Genomic DNA, 17,357 nt, shown 5'->3' on the forward strand with positions numbered 1-17,357 from the left:
AAGATGATTTCCAACATTGGCATTCCAGGCTTAATTCTCGTTCTTGTCATTGCGTTGATCATATTTGGGCCATCCAAGCTTCCTGAAATCGGGCGGGCATTTGGGCGGACCTTAACGGAGTTTAAAAGTGCGGCAAAGGATTTGGTATCAGATGAGGAAAAGAAGGAAGAGCAAAAGCCGGTACTTTCAGCCTTGAAAAAAGAAAAGTAGGAAATAAAAATACAGGCAAGCGAATTAGCCTGTATTTTTATTGCGAACAATATGTGAAATATTTCACATATTGTTCATTTTTGATTCATCCACTGGAATGAAAAGTATTATATATTAATACTGTACTTATATTGTTTACCTAAAATGCCATCAGGGAGGCACGATCATCATGAAAAAAATATTCCAGTTTTTATTAATAGCAGGATTGGTCATGACGCCTTTTTTTGCGAGCGCACATGTGAAATGGTTCACAAATGTGACACCTCAAAAGGAAACGATTGAAAATATATTATCACCTTTATTTTTGGGACTGGCACTGACAGCTGCGATTTTCCTTGCGATGCTGACATTGATTATCCCAAGGACAGCGCAATGGGACAAAGTTAAAAAGCTGGATGACTGGCTCTCAGGATTCCGCAAATATAGCAGGTATATCCTTAAGTATGGTACAGCCGCGGCATTAATAATACAGGTGACGAATGGAACATTATTTGCGCCTGAATTTTATTTAACCAATACGATTGCAATGATTCTAACTTGGGCAGCAATTGGCTTTCTGCTTATTCCGCATCACATCTCTACAAAGGCCGGAGCCGTTATTTTATTGGGGCTATTTGTGTACGTTACCCTTCTGAATGGCATTTTCCATATGCTTGATTATGGATATTATGTTGCCATTATTGGAGTCTTGCTGGTCGGCAGCACAAAGCTTGAGCAGGTTGGATTTCCATTCCTTTATTTAGGCACAGGTTTATCTTTATGCTGGGTGGCTGTTGAAAAATGGGTATATCCAAGCATGTCTCTTGATATTGTAGCCAATCACGGAGTTCCCACATTCGGCTTTGCCCCGGCTGCATTCGTTGTTATGGCTGCATTCATTGAGTTTGTTGTCGGTTACCTTCTAGTGGTAGGGATCCTTAACCGGGGAGTTGGCTTTGTGGTTACGGTTATTTTTATTACAACCACGATGCTGTTTGGAATGACAGAAGTAATCGGCCATTTTATGATCCATATTGTCCTGATTATCTTCATCATTGAAGGGGTGTCTTTTTATAACCCGCCTATTAAGCTTCATAAAACCAGGGCAGATCAATTTGTGTTTGTTTTCCTGAACTTTATTTTCGTCCTTGCGACATTCATTCTGATTTATTACCGATTTGCATAAGGGTTGACACCTTAAGAAAAATAGAATATGATTAACGTATAGTTGAATAGTTTCTCCTAAAGGGGAGTAGCTTTTACAGCAGAGTCGTCATTTCGGAGTTTAGAGCTCCCGGCTTTGTTGGCAACCTTAACGTTGTTAGCAAGACCTTTGCCTGTTTCGGGTAAAGGTCTTTTTGTTTTTTTAAACCTTTACCGCTTGCTGGTAGAGGTTTTTTTATTGCCTGATATAGCTTGGCAATGGAAATCCTCAATCGACATAACTGCAGGGAAACAGTGCGAAGCTTTCAATACTTAAAAAATAGAAGGAAAGGAGACCAAGATGAAAAAAGCTAGAGTATCATTTGCAGAATTAATTAAGAAAAACAAAGAAGAGCTGCTGAGAGATCAAGAATTGCTGGCTAAAATTGAAAAACGTGTAGACGAAAAATATACAAAGGTGAAATAAGGGAGGGTGTTTAGATGGAATTATCACTAATACTTGAGTATGGATGGGTATTGCTGCTGCTTGTGGCGCTGGAGGGTTTATTGGCTGCTGATAACGCGCTGGTGCTGGCGATTATGGTTAAGCATCTTCCGGAGGAGCAGAGGAAGAAGGCTTTATTTTACGGGTTAGCTGGAGCGTTTGTTTTCCGCTTTGGATCGTTATTTGCGATTTCATATCTAGTAGATGTATGGCAGGTTCAAGCCATTGGAGCGCTATACCTTCTGTTTATCGCGGCTAATCATATATTAAGAAAATTCCTTGTAAAAAAAGGCGAGGAAGAAGCAGGAGTAACGAAAGAAAAGAAACAATCTGGTTTTTGGCTGACAGTATTTAAGGTTGAGCTGGCTGATATTGCATTCGCTGTAGATTCCATTCTGGCAGCGGTCGCTCTGGCCGTGGCCCTTCCGGATTCAGGACTTGGCCATATAGGCGGACTTGACGGCGGAAAGTTCTTTGTCATCTTTGCCGGGGGTATGATCGGATTGATCATTATGCGTTTTGCTGCAAACCTCTTTGTGGATCTGCTTCACAGGAGACCTGGACTTGAGGTTGCAGCATTTGGTATTGTCGGCTGGGTTGGTGTCAAACTGGCTGTCTATACAATGTCCCATCCGGCGCTGGCGATCCTGCCTGAAGGATTTGCCAAATCGACCGAATGGAAAACTACTTTCTATGTAGTCTTAATTGGAATAGCATTAGCTGGATGGTTTCTTTCCAAGGAAAAACAGGAAGTGCCGGCTGAAGAAAAAGCAAGCTAAATCAAACAGGGCGGAGTATACCCGCCCTGTTTTTTATGTGGAGGATCATTCAATCAAATGTTTGATTGAATACCCATGAGCCCGGGTCTGGCCTGCCATTCAGCTTTCAGGATGCTCATTTCTATCAAGTTCCAATATTTATTTCTAACTTTATTGGTCTGCCTAAGAAGTCCCTCTTTTTGGAACCCTGCCTGCTCGTAAATCTTAATAGCAGGCAAATTAAAATCAAAAACCCCAAGGCTGATTCTATTTAATCTCAGCTCTTGAAAGGCTAAGTTCAGGATTTGATGAATCATTTCTGAAGCATACCCTTTCCCCCGTGCTGTGGGGCTGATGAAAACCTTGCCAATCCTCGCAGTTTCGTTGACACGGTCAACTCTGCCAAGGGAAATATGACCGACGATTTCATCGTTTGCCAAAACTTTGCAGATATATTCCGAGCTGGTTTCCAGATTTGCAGAGCTTATATACTTAGCAAGCTGCTCATGATTAAGGGGGAATTTGAAATGGGCACCGCTCCACTGAACCATTAATTCCGGTGTACTGATCCAGCTGATGAGCAAATCGATATCTTTTTCTGTAAAAGGTTCTAATCTTATCATGGGAATCTCCTTCTTATTAATCATCTGAATTCGCAGTTTTTCAACCTTTTTCCCTTTTATCAGCCTAGTTTGTAAATTGCGGCTTGAGGCTTTTTCTTTATTGGCCTTTATGCAGCACGTTGCATGCGCTAAGCAGATTGCCATCCGGATCCTTAAAGCCAAATCCTCCAAAGCCATGTTCCTCATTAATATTAAGCGGACCAACTTCAATGTTTTTCACCTGCAGCCAATGATGGAACTCTTCTAAGGATTGTGTATAGAAATCAATGATGCTGTGTTCGACACCATTATGGGAATTGGAAAAAGATAATGACTTTCTGTCTTCGGTTTCTACAAGGAAGATTGTTGGAACACCCTTTGCTTGAAAGCTTAGCATAGCATTTTTCTCACCTTTGAATTCAACTTTAACACCCAGAACCTCTACATAAAATGCTACTGACCGCTCCAAGTTTGAAACTGGTATCTCAACAGTAGCAATATGTGAAATAAACATTTGGACCCTCCTTTTATATCGAGTTTTTTACCTATTTTACAGAGTGCAGGAAAAATCCTGCTAAATATGCGTGAAATGCAAGTAATGAGTACATATTAATTTAAAGAACCATAAGGAAGGAGCAAATGAGTTGTCTGGAAAAGATGAGCAAAATAAGAAACAGACACAAGGCCCAAAAGAAGAGAGGGAACTTGTCAATGAGTTTGGAAAGTATAAAGGGGATCAGCCGGTTCCGCAGCCTAAGGATTATGATGAGATAGAGTATTAAAAAAGCAGGATAAGTCCTGCTTTTTTAATATTTAAGTCTCTGGCCTTAGCTTATTTTAATGCTAAGGGAGCTTAATCCTCTTTGTATTCTCTTCTAAACTATAGTTAAGAAAAGCAAGAAGGGGAAAATGTATGAATGGAAAAATTGAAGTTAGTTTTCATGGACTTATCATTTTATTAGCATTGTATATATTGTTTAATTATATGCCGACACTTTTGCCGGCTTATAAATGGGGTATTATTGCAGGCATGGCTGCCATATTAGTGATGGATTTTTACTTTTTTGCTGCAGGCAAGTTATCCCGATTGAAATACAGCAGACTGGCACTTATTTATATGTTCTGTCTGCTGTTAATAGTTTTTATGACCTTTTATTTAACAAAAATACTTGTTTTGACTGATGCCTATGGGCTCGAGAGAATGCTGAGGGAATATGAAGCTGCAGGCAAGCTCATCTTTTTCCTGGTTTGCTTTTTACAGCCTATTCTGTTGCCGCTTCCTGAAGCCGTAACACTGCCTGCCGGAAGTGCCGTATTCGGTCCCGCAGCCGCTGCCTTTCTTGGATTCACAGGTACACTTTCGGGGATTATTGTTATGTTCTTGACTGCAAGGATAGGAGGATTAAAGCTTGTATCCCGGTTTATAAAAGAGCGGCATCTGATCAAATACCAAAAATACATGGAGAAAAATGAAAACACCATACTAATGCTGATGTTTGTTATTCCGATATTGCCGGATGAGATCATTTGTGTTGGAGCAGGAATGGGTGGTGTTTCATTTAAAAAGTTCCTGGGAATTGCGTCTATTTCCAAAATGTTAACTTCCTTGCTGCTGGCTTACTCGCTTTCATTGGCCAATGCCTTATCTTTATCTGGCTCACAGCTTTTATTAGTCGTTTCGGTTGTGATAGGGGTATTTTACAGTGTATCCCACTTGTATAAAAAGAAGAAGGATAGAAACTATTAGGACTGTCTTTAACCTTTAATGGTTCCTCCTATCGCTGTCAGCGAAACTATTCAGGCAACGATAGGATTAATCACTTTAGATAGATGCGAAGATTCCCGATGCTTTGGCGACCAGCTGATCCTGGTCGTTATAAATCAGGCAGTCTGTGTGGTTGAGGGTGCGCCCCCTCTTCACAAGGTGAGCATTGGCGATAAGAAATTCACCTGTCGCCCCCATTAGGAAAGTGACCTTTAAATCAGCTGTCACCACGGATTGCATCTGGTTTTCATCCGGCTCGAAAATATTCCCCATCGCTACATCCGCAAGAGTGGAAATGATGCCTCCATGAACCAGCCCCGCGCTGTTAATAAAGAGCGGCTGAATTGGCAAAGTCACTTTCATATTGCTTTCACTGACTCTTTCGTAATGGAATTTCAGAAATTCATCAAAAGGCTGTTTGATTAACATTTTGTACACTCCAATTTCATTAAGGTTAAAATGTTTATTCATGATTTTTTGTGAAATCCCTGCTTATTGCGGCTAATTTGTATAGGAAAGGCTGTAACTGCGAATTTATGATTTTATTAGATGGTTTCATAAAATCTGAAAAAGTGTTATTATTTTCAATAAATTCAAAAAAGGCAGGGCTGGAATATGGCAAAAGTAGAGAATATTAGTTTCGCAGAAAACTTTCCTATTTCATTTAAGGAACTGGAAGAAGAAGCAGAGAAAGTGATGGGAGCTGGCGGATTTGGCTATGTTCAATCAGGAGCCGGGGGAGAAGAAACGCTGAAAAAGAATATCGAATCCTTTGCAAAATACTCAATTGTACCGAGGATGCTTAGAGATGTATCAGTGCCGGATATAAGTGTGAATTTATTTGGAAAAACGTATCCCTATCCAGTATTCCTTGCACCTATAGGAATGCAGCGTCTTGAACACAGTGAGGGAGAGCTTGCATCTGCCCGGGCGGCAGCTTCGTTTGGAATTCCTTTTATCCAGAGCACGGTATCCAGTTATTCCATTGAAGAAATCGCAAATGCAACAGGCACGAGTCCAAAATGGTTCCAATTATATTGGTCCAATTATGAAGATACTGCGTTCAGTATGGTGCGCCGGGCGGAGGAATCAGGCTATGAAGCAATTGTGTTAACAGTAGATACGGTGATGATGGGGTGGAGGGAAGCTGATCTAAGAAACAATTTTTCACCGTTAAAGCTTGGCTATGGAAAAGCAAACTATGAGAGTGACCCGGTCTTTATGGCCACTCTCCATGACGGTGATGTAGTTCAGGGAATCCTTGATAATATCCATCATCCAACCTTGAGCTGGGAGCATATTGCTAGGTTAAAAGAGAAAACAAATCTGCCGATTCTATTAAAGGGTATTCTCCATCCCGAAGATGCCAGGCTGGCCGTTGAAAAAGGGATAGACGGAATCATAGTCTCCAATCATGGCGGCAGGCAGCTTGATGGAGTGATTGCGGCGATTGATGCGCTTGGACCGGTTGTGAAGGAAGTCAAAGGAAGAATTCCAGTATTGTTTGACAGCGGCATTCGCCGCGGTTCCGATGTGGTCAAAGCACTGGCATTAGGAGCCGACGCAGTTTGCCTGGGAAGGCCGTATGTGTACGGTTTGGCCATTGGCGGGCAGAATGGAGTTGAAAAAGTACTTGCCAACTTTATTGAAGAAACAAAAGTGTCACTTTCTCTGGCAGGAGTCGGGAGTCTAAAGGAAATGGCAAGTCTGAAGCTACTTCGATAGTTTCTCAGCAGAAATCGAAGAGCGCTTAATACATTGATTGCACCAAGAAAAGTATATAAGCAAAAAGATTGATGACAGTGCCGGAATAATTTGTTAAGCTTGAGATAGCTTATCAAACTAAATATCTATGCAGCTACTAGGGGTGCCCCGAATGTGTGGGCTGAGAGGAAAGCGCGTTATAGCTTTCTGACTCTTATGGACCTGATCTGGTTAATGCCAGCGGAGGGAAGTAGGATTTGACTATATGTCAATTCATATACTTAAACCAAGCCAGGTCCTTATGGGAATCTGGCTTTTTTGTATACATACTTCCCATCCTGATAAGCAATCAGGCGGCCCTTTAGAAAGGAGGTTTAGATGAACAGAACCCGATTGTTAACTACGATGGCTTTATTTGTAGCAATTGGGACACTGGGATCCCATTTGCTCTGGTTTCCGGCAGGCATAGCCAAGGCCTATCCGGTGCAGCATGCGGTGAATGTATTGGCAGCGGTGACGCTTGGCCCCCTGCCTGCAGCAGCTGTGGCATTTATGATTGGCCTGCTTCGTAATTTGCTTGGATTCGGGACGCTGCTTGCGTTTCCAGGCGGCATGATCGGAGCGTTTTTGGCAGGTGTGCTTTATTTGAAGTTCGGCCGGAAAATATGGGCTGCTGTAGGAGAAGTGGTAGGTACCGGCATAATCGGTGCATTGTTTGCAGTCCCTTTTGCAAAGGTTCTCATGGGAAGCGCAGCTGGGGCATTCTTCTTTGTGCCGCCATTCCTGGTCAGCAGTATTGCCGGTGCGGCCATAGGCTGGATGGTTTTGGCAAAGGTTAAAGAGAAGAATCTGGTTCAGAATATGTGATGATTTTGAGCTGGCGAAGCTAGATGAGTAAGCAGCATAGTAAAGAAATCTGACTTAATGAGCGATTTTCAAGAGTTATAAGCGAAATCCCAAATTTATGAGAGAAAAACGTCAAGTTAGAAAGTCGGTAAAAAACAATTAAAATGTTAGAAAACTGCTAGGGGCGCTACGGCTGAGATAAGGAGCTTTTCCTTTGTCCCTTGGAACCTGATCTGGATAATGCCAGCGCAGGGAAGCAGTGAGGACCTCGTTTTATATCCTCATGCTTTTTCCCCGGCAGCTTCTGTAATTAATAAGGAGGCTATTTTTTATGACTTTTTCAGAGATTCTGCGCAAGGAAAATGAAGATTTGTTTCAGCTGATATTTGAGCACCCATTTGTCCAGGGGATCGGGAGAGGGGACGTGCCGAAAGAGGCACTGGCCCATTACATTAAAGCGGACTTTGAGTATCTGAATGCGTTCATGCATATTTATGGGATTGCCATTTCAAAGTCAGCAGAGCGTAAGGATATTGCATATTTTAATCAGCAAATAGAATTTGTATTGAACAGCGAAGTACATCCCCACCATAATTTTTGCCAGCAGATTGGCGTGGATTACGAAGCATTGCAGGGCTATCCGCTCCCTCCAACAGCTGATCATTATGTTAAGCATATGATGTATCATGCCCACACAGGCGGCATGGGTGAAATCCTTGCTGCATTATTGCCTTGTCCATGGACTTATTGGGAGATTGGGCTTGAACTCATGAAGCAATATGAGCCAGATGAGAACCATCCGTTTTATCCATGGATCTCTTTTTACGCAAATTTAAGGGTCGAAGCTGTGACCATGAATATGAGAAACCGTTTGGATGAGCTTGCTGATGCGGCATCACCGGAAGAAAGGCAGCGAATGAAGGATGCTTTCCGAAAAAGCTGCCAGCTGGAGCTTGGCTTCTGGGAGATGGCTTACACCTGCGAAGAGTGGCCGGCAGGCAATCCTGCAGCAGTAAGATAAGAAAAGCGCAAGCGCCTCGCTCAAAAAGGAACGCAGGCTAAGAGCGCAACGTCCTCCCAAAAGCTACCGCTTTCGGTCGTGCGATGTATCGCTGCCGTAGCTTTCCTTGTCCTGTGGCAACGTCTGCATGACCCACATCCTCCCATAATCTGCCGCTTTTGGTCGTGCGATGATTATGCTGACGAAGCCTTCCTTGTCCTGCGGGCCTCAGGGATAAGACGGTTCCTTATGGCCCCGGGTTCCTAGGAGCCGGAGCTAGACAAGCTTGTGACCTCAAGGGGGGAGGCTGCTTGCGCTAGACAGTTATCGAAGTTCAAAATTTTATACTTTCGTATTTAATAAGAAAAACGCCTGCATCTGCTTTATGGCAGTGCAGGCGTTTTTTCAAAATCCCATCTGTAATGAGCGGTAATAGGAGTCTTAAAAGAAGAGAGTTTTACTTCTGCTGCAAATGGTGTGGAGTTATGTATGACATATGGAATGCCATCTTTCGTCCGTTTGTCAGATATGATGGCAACATGGTCGAATTTAGGAGAAAGGAAAACCACAATGTCACCCGGCTGCCATTGCTGAAGGTTCTTAATATCTCCTGGAATCAGTTCTGTTGTTAATGACTTTGCGAAGCGGCTAAAAAAGACATTCTGGTTTGGCACCCTCCTGAAATCAATGTTTGGATCCGGATTGCCCTTCACTCTTGAATACAAGTCCGTATTCTCGGCGATATCCTGATCAATAAGATCCTTTATAGTTACATCCGCCCCCTGGAAACCCCTCCAAACCACATCTGTACAGACACCTTCACCATCGGGCGGATATCCTCCCGCATAGTAGGCACTTTTATATGGCGTGCGCTGTTCCACTTCTTTTCTGGCTGTCAGGACCATATCAAGCGGATCGGCAATGCCGTTTTGATTAGAATCGGCCTTTGAATAAGCAGCAGGCACTTCCATTTTCTTAGCCAAAGGATTTTCAAAATGAATGCCGATGGAATCCAGAATGATTCCGCTTCGGAAAAAAAGAATGAATAATAACAGTACTGCGATAATGGAAGCAAACACTTTTTTTATCATAAAAGTCTCCTCATGTATTTTAATGATTAGACGGCATTATTTTCCAATAAGTTACATAGAGGTATGATAAGATTGCTATAAGAATACATAAGAGAGGGGATATCATGGCTCATCATATAGGGATATCGGGAAGCGTCATTTTGTCAGACAGCAAGCTGTTTCCTGAACTTTTTAAACGTCATTTGCCGCATATTGAGATAGGCGAATTTCAAGATGAAGAATCCTTCCGCTGTTTTATTGAAATGCTGGGTAAAACAAACAAAAGCTTTGGTCTACATTCGCCTCTTTTCCGGGGACAAAGCAAATACGATCTGCTGGAAAAGATCCGTATAAATCCGAAGGAAGCCTGGATCCAGTTTGAGACGGAAGTGGAAAGAATGTCCCGGCTTGGAGCTGAATACATATTGGTGCACTTTCCTTACTTTAAAAAGGAAACCAATGGGAATCCAGCAGAGATCATTGAGGAGGGACTCAAGAAACTCAGTTCTCTTCAGAGTAAGTATGGGATTCTGATTGTGTGTGAACCTAAATTGGGATTCCAGCAATCGCCAGCAGGGATTCATTATCTTGACCGCTTTCCTGTAGAGACATGGAAGAAATACGGACTCAGCCTCTGTGTCGATATTGGGGATTATATATTGGCCGCAGGCGAGAAGGCCATAAATTATATAGAAAAATGGTCCGAGTTTGTAAGAGTGGTCCATTTACATAATGTTGAATATCAGGGTGATAAATATATTTGGGTGCCTGTGCATCCATCTCATGAGAATGATGGCAATCATCATAAAATTAAGAAGCTGATGGATTTTTTAGCTAAAGAATGCAAGGATGTATTTTTTGTCATGGAATACACTCCACACACGAACCCTCCGGAAAAAATGGTAGAAGAAGGGATCGGATGGGCAATAGAGGTGATTGAGGAAGGGTCTGTTAGTTAAGGAAGCAGGCCGCCTGGCATTAATTTTGTGCACGTTGAAAATAAAAGGTTAATGATACCTTGTATGTATGCTTAGTTATATGTGAAATTAATCACAACAGAGAGAGGAGGTTCATTTATTTCTTATGCTGGGATTTAAAATAAAAACGGCCCTGCAGGCTTCCATTCTTTTTACATTTGGTTTTTGGCTTCTCTTTTTCTTGTCTGAAGGGGAACTGTTTTCTTTCTTCCTGATTATGATTTTTTTTTACTGCTTTTTCGGAAATGTGATATACGGTGTTCCAGTGTCGCTGCTTTCTGAGGTTTTTACTAAGAATCTAGCAATATGGCGGTTTCCCGCGGCGGCATTTATACATACCATTTTGGCTGCTGTCACTTATTTTATTATGGAAGGGTTTGCTTTTTACATATTAATTGCTTCGGTGCTTTTCTTTTTAGTGGACGAGTGGCGGAAATGGGACCGCGAGATGCCAGGGGGATGGAGGATTGCCTTGAATGCAGCTGGTCTTCTCATCGCCTGCCTGCTGCCGATGGGGGGCTTTTGGATGCTTCAGCAGGCAGATCTGGAAGAAAAAACTCATGATCTTTATCTGATTCCAAAAGGGTATGCTGGTCAGGTGAGAATTGTTCATGAAATAGAGAATGCCCCTGTGCCTGTGACAGAAGGGAAGTACGATGTATTTCGGGTGAATGATAGAGGATATGCCATTACCTCTTTACCGCAAAGTGAAGGATATATTGACGATTTGTACTATTATGTGGATGAAAAGGGGAAGCGTGAAGCGATATCAGAAAGCTGTATTTCATATGGCGGATCAGGCGGTGTACAGGGAGATGGTTATGAATATTCGTATACCTATTTTTCGGTTGGCTGTGATGAGAACATGGATGATCAAGGAACTAGCCCTGGGATTGAGGATATTCTTTATGAAGAGGTTTGATTAATCAAACGTTTGATTGAAATGGAAAACAGCCTGGAGATTCCAGGCTGTTAATTATTTATCGCAGTCTTACTTCCAGAGCCCAGCTGAGCGAAGTTTCACTTTAAAGTGGGGATAGCTCTTATGGAATGTACAGTTTCAGGCGTTTTTCTGCCGGTGCTTTTAATTGACATGAACATGGCATAGTCCAATGGGCAATTGACTTTTGCCAGATAAGAATCAATGTGTTTTCTTAGACTAAGTATAGCTTCTTCATTATTAAGCTGTTCAGCAATGTGCTTGTCATTAATGACAAGCACCAGATTTTTCTCAAGCAAATAGTCCAAATTGATTTCCTCTTGTCCGGGGAGTGAGGTATGGACCAGAATCGGAAGTTTCTTTTGCAGTGCTTCACTAATTGTAACTCCGCCTGGTTTGGTCAAAATAGCATCGGCTTTATTATATAGCTGGTTCATTTCAAAAGGGTCTTCAATATATCCAATGGGCTCGATCTGCTTTGAATCGAGTGCTTGGAGTGAGCTATATAATTCGTCATTATTTCCGCAAAGGATCAGAAATCGAATATGAGGAACCTTCTGCATAGCGTCTATAAAATCACAGTTTACTAAGCCGCTGTTTCCTCCTGCAACCAGAATATGGCGTATCCGGTTATCTTTCTTTAATGGAACCTGGAGGTGATACGCAGAATGAACCGGTATGCCTGTTACAAAAATTTGCTCATCAGGAATATTGTGCTTTTTAATAAGCTTTTCCTTCGCCTCGGGATGAGGTACGAAATGAAAATCAATTCCCCGTTTTCCCCATATATCATTAATAAAAAAATCCGTGTAAACATTCACCGCCGTGACGTTCCGGTATCGTCCCTTTTGCTTTAGTGAACTGATGATTCCAGATGGAAAAGAATGAGTGCAAAATATTAAATCCGGATTTTCTTCATCAAGGAACTTCTGCATTTTTCGTTCAAAATAATAGGATAAAACCTGTAAATCAGGCTGCAATTTAAAAGGGTGCTGCTTATACATAATGGTGTAATATAATGCCCTGTAAAGGAAAGGGGCACCCAGGAAACCTTTTAAATATATCCCTGATACCAGCTTCTCAAGCTTATCACTGCAATAGGAAAGAAAGTCGACTATTTTGATTTCAGCATCAGGATATTGGCTTTGAATATTATCCTGAATTGTTTTGGCAACTTTTGAATGTCCCGTGGGGAATTGAAATAATGGGAGCAGCAGAACTTTCATAATACCCTCCTTTCTGTCACTTGGATTTATTTTTTTCATACTTAAAGAGCATGTAGATTGCGAATATAACTAATAATAAACCCCCGAGATATGGAACATATTCAGGATTTATATCAAATAGGCTTCCTGCAAAGTATCCCGCGGCAATTATAGGGAGCACCCAGCTAAGGGAGCCTGCAGCAGAATATAGAAGGTACTGATGAAAAGGAACTTTTGAAATGCCGGCAAAGTAAGGGCTTATCTGACGTATTCCAGGCATATAAAAACCAGCAAAGATCATGAATCGATGATTCTCCATGTACTTTTTCTGGGCGGTATTCCATCTCTGTTCCGTGATCCCAATATATCTGCCATATTTTTTGAGAAAGGGCGTACCTGCTTTTTTACCGATCCAATACGCTGAAAGCATCCCAAGCAGCACACCTGCTTCTGCACAGACAGCGGATTCGGCAAAGCTTAGTTGATGATTTCCAATTAACACGCCAATCAGGAATAATAGCGATTCTTCCGGAGCAGGAATGCCGACAATCCCGAAAAATAAAAATAAAAAGATAATCCAATACCCGTAGGACGAAATAAATTCAATAATTGTTTCAGTACTCATGTGCGATGCCCCTGATATCCTTCTTTTAAAGAAACAAAATGGATCCCTTTTAGTGCTGACTGCTGCAAATACTGGTCCAGATGGCCGATCATATATTCAGGTGCATTGGAGTCTGCGCCAAGAGTTTCACCGCTGTCGTGGAGAAGAAAAATCCGGCCAGGCACGGTTTCTTTTGCCAGCGACTTTGAAAGGGTGTTCCTGATATGCTGGATCTTCCAATCCTTAAAAATGCCCGACCACATAATAATCTTATACTTTCTTGCCATCCAGAGGGTAAATAAATTGAAGTGTCCCCATGGCGGACGATAAAAATAGACTTCTTCATTAATCGTTTCTTCAATAACTTGTTTTGTTTGCTCCAGCTGTTTTTTTAAAGATCCCGGTGAAAGGATCCAGCTTGAGACATGCCTATAATGATGGATGCCAATTGTATGACCATCCGCCTGCATTCTTTTAAGCAGCAGCGGATGCTTGGCTGCTTTTTCCCCGACAACAAAAAAGGCTGCCTTTGCTTCATGCTTTTTTAAGACATCCAGAAGCCTCGCTGTATATTGTGGATCCGGGCCATCATCAAAGGTTAAAGCAATGGAATTGGGTTCGGTTATTTCTTTTACAATTCCCCAATTCAGCGATCGTATGAGTACAGTGGGCAGAACTGCGTAACTAATAAATATAATCAGTGCGGCGGTAAAAAAATAAATCATGCAAACTAGATCCTTTCCGGCGGTGTATCACTTATTTTCATTCCCCTTTTATAGTGAGGGTAACCTTAATGTTCATAGTGAATGTAATGAAAATAGAATTTAGATTCATTATTCCAGTCATCTCAAAAGGGTGGGATGGTTTTATCATATAAAAAATCTGAAGGAAGTCAATGGAGAGGATGGATATTAAAGAGGAAAGCGATGTCCAATTCAATCAAACGTTTGATTGAACTAACAAAACAAGCTGATGCTTCAGCCTGTTTTGTTAGTTCTATTATTAATCCATCGGTAATGTGTTATGAAGGTTTGGAGGTGCAGGCTTGAGCATAGGCTTGTCCCCTTCAGGCTTTGGATTGCCTACATATTTGTATTCTCCCTGGCCATCCAGAGCAGGGCCCTGTGCCCATCTGCCTGTGCTGCTTTCTTCGCCTGCTGATAGGTTGTAGAGAGTGTAAGAGATATCTGTGCGTTCTTTCTCACGAGGGAAGGTGCTAGGGACGAGCAGGCCTTCTTTTTCTTCAAGCTCCGCAATCGCAGCAGCCCATTGGTTTTGGTGGTAGGCATCTCTGGCAATCAGAACTGAAAGCAGCTCTTTAATGCCCTTATCATCAGTCATTTCATAGAGACGTGCAGCCTGCAGCCGGCCCTGTGACTCTGCATTCAAGTTTGAACGAAAGTCTGCTAATAGGTTTCCGCTGGCTGTAATATAGGTACCCATCCAAGGGTTCCCTACACTGTCAGTCGGACGTGCACCAAGTCCGGAGACAATGGCATGCTGCGGATTCATTCCGCCCATAATCGCTCCAACCACTGGGTCCTTTGCTGCTTCTTGCTGCTGATTAACAGGGGCGTCGTCCATTAGTCTGGCAACCATTGTTGCGAGCATTTCCACATGTCCAATTTCTTCAGTCCCAATATCCAGCAGAAGGTCGCGATATTTTTCATTCCCACGAGTTGCCCAACCCTGAAACATGTACTGCATGGCAACCGTCATTTCACCATATTGGCCGCCAATCAATTCCTGAAGCTTTTTGGCAAAAACGGGATCCGGACGTTCCGGCTTAGCTTCAAATTGCAATTCTTTTACATGAAAAAACATCTAAATTCCTCCTATGCTATAGATTTCCAAATATACACTGTATCTATTGCCCTGAAAAAAGCAGGAAGAAACATGTTTTTAAGAAATTAATATATTAATATACATTTCAAAAAGATAAAAAGACGTGCGAACACGTCTTTTTAATCGGCTATTTTTTTAGCAGTAAATACATGAAATAAGGAGCACCGATCAGTGCAACCATAATGCCGGCTGGCAGGCCGTCAGGATCAACCAGGTTCCGGCCAAGCGTATCGGCGAATAAGAGAAGCCATCCTCCTAAAAGGATAGCAATCGGAATGAAAAGCTGATTCCGCGGTCCAACAAGCGCTTTAGCCATGTGCGGTGCAATTAAGCCGATAAAAGCAATTCCGCCGGTTACCGACACAGCTGAAGCGGCCAATGCAACGGCTGTAAGCAGAAGGACGATCCGTTCTCTTTCAATGGATACCCCTATCCCGATGGCGACAGGCTCGCTTAAGCTTAATAGATTCAAGCGATTTGCTTTATATAAAGTAAATGGAATCAGCAGAAGAAGCCAGGGGAGGAGTGCCCAAATGAACGGCCAATCCGTTCCCCAGATATTCCCTGATAGCCATTTAGCTATAAAATCGACTTTCTCTCTTTCCGCTGAAGAAATCAGGACAATCATGACACCGGAAAGCGCCATGGAAAATCCGACCCCGACCAGCACCATCTTTACAGGCTGAAGCCCCTCGCTTTTTTTATAGGAAAAAGCATAGATAAGGATTGCAGTAAGTAAAGCGCCGAAAAATGCGCATAAAGGCAGCATGTATATGAAAGTGCCAGCTTCAATCGGAAAGAACAGAAAGAAAACCGCTATAGCAACTCCGGCACCGGAGTTTATGCCAATGATGCCTGGATCTGCCAGGTCATTGCGTGTAATCCCTTGTAAAATGGCACCGGATAATGCGAGTGCCATGCCGGCCAAGACAGTGATAAATACCCGCGGCAGCCGAATGGAAAATAACACAAATTCTTCTTTAAATGTGCCCTGTCCCATAATAGTCGGGAGCAATCGGTCATATGAAAGGGAGGCATAGCCTAATCCCATTCCAATCACAATGGTAACAATAATGAGTGCTGATAACACGGCCATTAAAATTCGCTGTTTTTTTACTAACTCTGGCTGAATCATGAGAACGCCTTACCTCCTTTATGAACAATAAACAGGAAGAAAGGAAGCCCCATAACGGCGATAATAGCAGCTGCCGGTGTTTCGTAAGGAGCGTTGATGGTTCTCCCTAATGTATCGGCCAGAAGCATAAAAGAAGCTCCTGTCAGGGCAGACATGGGAAGAATAAAACGGTAGTCTGTACCTACAATAGCACGGACAATATGAGGCACCATCAGCCCGATAAAAGCCATATTGCCTACCAGTGCCACTGATGCGCCAGCAAGCAGGGTCACTAAGATGAAAAGGATGGTCTTAATCTGAGTTGTATTTTGCCCCAGACCTACTGCCACTTCCTCATTTAAGCTTAAGATAGTCAGCTGCTTGGACAGAAAAAGAGAAACAAGAATGCCAATGGAAATAACCGGGACAATCACTTGCAGCTGGCTCCAGGATGTGCCGATGATTCCGCCTGCAGTCCACATGCTGACATCTTTTGAAATTTTAAAATAAATGCCGACTCCTTCGGCTATTGCGAAAAGGAAGGCGGACACCGCGGCTCCGGCCAATACGATCCGAATAGGAGAAAAACCTCCTTTTTTCATGGCGCCAATGCCGAAAACCAGCGAAGCTCCAACAGCTGCACCGATAAAACAGGCGAAGAGAATCCCTATGTAATTTGCTGAAGGAATGACCACAAGAGTTAATGCAAGTGCGGCATTTGCTCCAGCCGTTAATCCGAGCAAGCCTGGATCAGCAAGAGGGTTTCTTGTCATTCCCTGCATAATGGCACCGGAAATGCTAAGCGCAGCTCCAACGAAGACTGCAGCAATTTCACGAGGAAGACGGATTTCACGAATAATCGAAATTTTTTCTCCAGAAGCATTGGAAGTAAGCGCCAGCCAAACATCTTTGACCGTTACATCCGCAGCTCCAAACACACATGCAGCCACAAACATGCCGGCAAAGATAACAAAGCCTGCGGCGAGTTTATAGATAAATGGAATAAAGGGTTGAGCATCTTTTGTCATTGTACTCTCATCTTTCTTTATGGGATCAGAACTGCCTTAAACTTCGAAAACTGTCTAGTTCC

General features: G+C 42.6%; 22 protein-coding genes and 2 riboswitches. Of the genes, 12 read left to right on the forward strand and 10 right to left on the reverse strand.

Annotation, left to right across the window (positions count from 1 at the left end; translation table 11 throughout):
• Nucleotides 1-3 precede the first annotated feature (3 nt).
• The 5 genes from A361_RS02225 (at nt 4) to A361_RS02235 (ending at nt 2,616) form a co-directional block, all read left to right on the forward strand.
• Nucleotides 4-210, forward strand: coding sequence for a twin-arginine translocase TatA/TatE family subunit (locus tag A361_RS02225; RefSeq protein ID WP_009335913.1), 207 nt, complete (start codon nt 4-6; stop codon nt 208-210).
• Between the two features lie 169 nt (nt 211-379).
• Nucleotides 380-1,375 carry a hypothetical protein gene (locus A361_RS02230; protein WP_019380087.1) on the forward strand — a complete coding sequence of 332 codons (996 nt, stop codon included), beginning with the start codon at nt 380-382 and terminating at the stop codon, nt 1,373-1,375.
• Nucleotides 1,376-1,492: 117 nt separating this feature from the next.
• Nucleotides 1,493-1,669, forward strand: a complete 177-nt coding sequence (locus tag A361_RS30170) for a hypothetical protein (protein ID WP_162271997.1) — start codon at nt 1,493-1,495, stop codon at nt 1,667-1,669.
• 24 nt (nt 1,670-1,693) lie between these two features.
• Nucleotides 1,694-1,819, forward strand: a complete 126-nt coding sequence (locus A361_RS29215) for an FbpB family small basic protein (protein ID WP_019380085.1) — start codon at nt 1,694-1,696, stop codon at nt 1,817-1,819.
• A 14-nt stretch (nt 1,820-1,833) separates the two neighbouring features.
• The gene (locus A361_RS02235; RefSeq protein WP_009335911.1) at nt 1,834-2,616 is read left to right on the forward strand and encodes a TerC family protein; all 783 of its coding nucleotides are present in this window, start codon (nt 1,834-1,836) and stop codon (nt 2,614-2,616) included.
• Between the two features lie 53 nt (nt 2,617-2,669).
• Here A361_RS02235 and A361_RS02240 read toward each other — a convergent pair whose 3' ends face one another.
• On the reverse strand, nt 2,670-3,218 hold the full coding sequence (locus tag A361_RS02240) for a GNAT family N-acetyltransferase (RefSeq protein ID WP_019380084.1): 549 nt from the start codon (nt 3,216-3,218) through the stop codon (nt 2,670-2,672).
• Between the two features lie 97 nt (nt 3,219-3,315).
• Nucleotides 3,316-3,711, reverse strand: a complete 396-nt coding sequence (locus A361_RS02245) for a VOC family protein (protein ID WP_009335909.1) — start codon at nt 3,709-3,711, stop codon at nt 3,316-3,318.
• Nucleotides 3,712-3,841: 130 nt separating this feature from the next.
• On the opposite strand from A361_RS02245, the gene A361_RS29790 reads away from it, so the two are divergent.
• Together A361_RS29790 and A361_RS02250 are read left to right on the forward strand one after the other, a co-directional pair.
• Nucleotides 3,842-3,979, forward strand: a complete 138-nt coding sequence (locus A361_RS29790) for a hypothetical protein (protein ID WP_019380083.1) — start codon at nt 3,842-3,844, stop codon at nt 3,977-3,979.
• A gap of 131 nt (nt 3,980-4,110) precedes the next feature.
• Entirely contained in the window at nt 4,111-4,944 is an 834-nt protein-coding gene (locus A361_RS02250; RefSeq protein ID WP_019380082.1) for a TVP38/TMEM64 family protein, read from the forward strand.
• Between the two features lie 75 nt (nt 4,945-5,019).
• Here the strand turns inward: A361_RS02250 and A361_RS02255 are convergent, their stop codons facing one another.
• Entirely contained in the window at nt 5,020-5,391 is a 372-nt protein-coding gene (locus tag A361_RS02255; RefSeq protein WP_019380081.1) for a PaaI family thioesterase, read from the reverse strand.
• 186 nt (nt 5,392-5,577) lie between these two features.
• On the opposite strand from A361_RS02255, the gene A361_RS02260 reads away from it, so the two are divergent.
• From A361_RS02260 to tenA, 3 genes are all read left to right on the forward strand, one after another.
• Nucleotides 5,578-6,687, forward strand: a complete 1,110-nt coding sequence (locus A361_RS02260; RefSeq protein WP_009335906.1) for an alpha-hydroxy-acid oxidizing protein — start codon at nt 5,578-5,580, stop codon at nt 6,685-6,687.
• A 128-nt stretch (nt 6,688-6,815) separates the two neighbouring features.
• Nucleotides 6,816-6,932: riboswitch (TPP riboswitch) on the forward strand.
• 112 nt (nt 6,933-7,044) lie between these two features.
• Nucleotides 7,045-7,533, forward strand: a complete 489-nt coding sequence (gene thiW / locus A361_RS02265; RefSeq protein WP_009335905.1) for an energy coupling factor transporter S component ThiW — start codon at nt 7,045-7,047, stop codon at nt 7,531-7,533.
• 149 nt (nt 7,534-7,682) lie between these two features.
• Nucleotides 7,683-7,784, forward strand: a riboswitch (TPP riboswitch).
• Nucleotides 7,785-7,843: 59 nt separating this feature from the next.
• Complete coding sequence (gene tenA, locus A361_RS02270; RefSeq protein ID WP_009335904.1) at nt 7,844-8,533, forward strand: thiaminase II; 690 nt, start codon at nt 7,844-7,846, stop codon at nt 8,531-8,533.
• A 362-nt stretch (nt 8,534-8,895) separates the two neighbouring features.
• Here the strand turns inward: tenA and A361_RS02275 are convergent, their stop codons facing one another.
• Nucleotides 8,896-9,603 carry a DUF1287 domain-containing protein gene (locus tag A361_RS02275; RefSeq protein WP_009335903.1) on the reverse strand — a complete coding sequence of 236 codons (708 nt, stop codon included), beginning with the start codon at nt 9,601-9,603 and terminating at the stop codon, nt 8,896-8,898.
• Nucleotides 9,604-9,707: 104 nt separating this feature from the next.
• On the opposite strand from A361_RS02275, the gene A361_RS02280 reads away from it, so the two are divergent.
• Nucleotides 9,708-10,541: a TIM barrel protein gene (locus tag A361_RS02280; protein ID WP_009335902.1), complete on the forward strand. Its 834-nt coding sequence runs from the start codon at nt 9,708-9,710 to the stop codon at nt 10,539-10,541.
• A gap of 124 nt (nt 10,542-10,665) precedes the next feature.
• Nucleotides 10,666-11,481 carry a DUF6843 domain-containing protein gene (locus A361_RS02285; protein ID WP_019380079.1) on the forward strand — a complete coding sequence of 272 codons (816 nt, stop codon included), beginning with the start codon at nt 10,666-10,668 and terminating at the stop codon, nt 11,479-11,481.
• 98 nt (nt 11,482-11,579) lie between these two features.
• Here the strand turns inward: A361_RS02285 and A361_RS02290 are convergent, their stop codons facing one another.
• From A361_RS02290 to A361_RS02315, 6 genes are all read right to left on the reverse strand, one after another.
• The gene (locus A361_RS02290; protein ID WP_009335900.1) at nt 11,580-12,725 is read right to left on the reverse strand and encodes an MGDG synthase family glycosyltransferase; all 1,146 of its coding nucleotides are present in this window, start codon (nt 12,723-12,725) and stop codon (nt 11,580-11,582) included.
• A 16-nt stretch (nt 12,726-12,741) separates the two neighbouring features.
• Nucleotides 12,742-13,329 carry a DedA family protein gene (locus A361_RS02295; RefSeq protein WP_009335899.1) on the reverse strand — a complete coding sequence of 196 codons (588 nt, stop codon included), beginning with the start codon at nt 13,327-13,329 and terminating at the stop codon, nt 12,742-12,744.
• Nucleotides 13,326-14,033: a polysaccharide deacetylase family protein gene (locus A361_RS02300; protein WP_009335898.1), complete on the reverse strand. Its 708-nt coding sequence runs from the start codon at nt 14,031-14,033 to the stop codon at nt 13,326-13,328. The genes A361_RS02295 and A361_RS02300 overlap by 4 nt, the downstream gene beginning before the upstream one ends.
• 277 nt (nt 14,034-14,310) lie before the next feature.
• Nucleotides 14,311-15,132, reverse strand: a complete 822-nt coding sequence (locus tag A361_RS02305; RefSeq protein WP_009335897.1) for a manganese catalase family protein — start codon at nt 15,130-15,132, stop codon at nt 14,311-14,313.
• Between the two features lie 148 nt (nt 15,133-15,280).
• Nucleotides 15,281-16,288: a FecCD family ABC transporter permease gene (locus A361_RS02310; protein ID WP_009335896.1), complete on the reverse strand. Its 1,008-nt coding sequence runs from the start codon at nt 16,286-16,288 to the stop codon at nt 15,281-15,283.
• Nucleotides 16,285-17,295 carry a FecCD family ABC transporter permease gene (locus tag A361_RS02315; RefSeq protein ID WP_009335895.1) on the reverse strand — a complete coding sequence of 337 codons (1,011 nt, stop codon included), beginning with the start codon at nt 17,293-17,295 and terminating at the stop codon, nt 16,285-16,287. The genes A361_RS02310 and A361_RS02315 overlap by 4 nt, the downstream gene beginning before the upstream one ends.
• Nucleotides 17,296-17,357 lie beyond the last annotated feature (62 nt).

Origin of the sequence: Cytobacillus oceanisediminis 2691, from assembly GCF_000294775.2 — a bacterium.
Classification (GTDB): domain Bacteria; phylum Bacillota; class Bacilli; order Bacillales; family Cytobacillaceae; genus Cytobacillus; species Cytobacillus pseudoceanisediminis.